The sequence below is a fragment of the Gluconobacter sp. P1D12_c genome, assembly GCF_018812105.1.
Lineage (GTDB): Bacteria > Pseudomonadota > Alphaproteobacteria > Acetobacterales > Acetobacteraceae > Gluconobacter > Gluconobacter oxydans_A.
On the sequence record NZ_JACSIQ010000782.1, the window covers coordinates 1 to 376 of the forward strand.

The following is a 376-nucleotide window of genomic DNA, read 5'->3' on the forward strand; positions in this document are numbered from 1 at the left end:
GTTGCCTGGGAGTGGGCGCGAACCACGGTACTGTCGACCATATGCTGCCAGTCATCACTCAGTCCCACGTCCACCAGAGTTTGCAGCAAGGCATCCCATACACCCTGTTCAGCCCAACGCCGGAACCKGACATAGACCGAGTTCCATTTKCCGTAGCGCTCATGCATGTCCCGCCACGGACAGCCTGTGCGCAGAACATGCAGCATACCATTGAGAAACAGGCGGTTGTCTCCAGCTGGTCGAGCCCAACGTCCGCGCTCAGGCGGCAGAAGCGGACCAATTATCGCCCATTCCTGATCCGTCAGATCACCTCGTGCCATGCCCGCTCCACCGTACCGTCTGCGTTGAAGCAACCAGTGAATCAGATCTCAGGATG

General features: G+C 58.6%; 1 protein-coding gene. It reads right to left on the reverse strand.

Translation table 11 applies throughout. The annotated features are described in order from the left end of the window. Positions 1-320 (reverse strand): IS5 family transposase (locus tag KP705_RS19175; protein ID WP_215765458.1); only part of this gene is annotated, 320 nt, incomplete at its 3' end. Between the last annotated feature and the right edge of the window lie 56 nt (positions 321-376).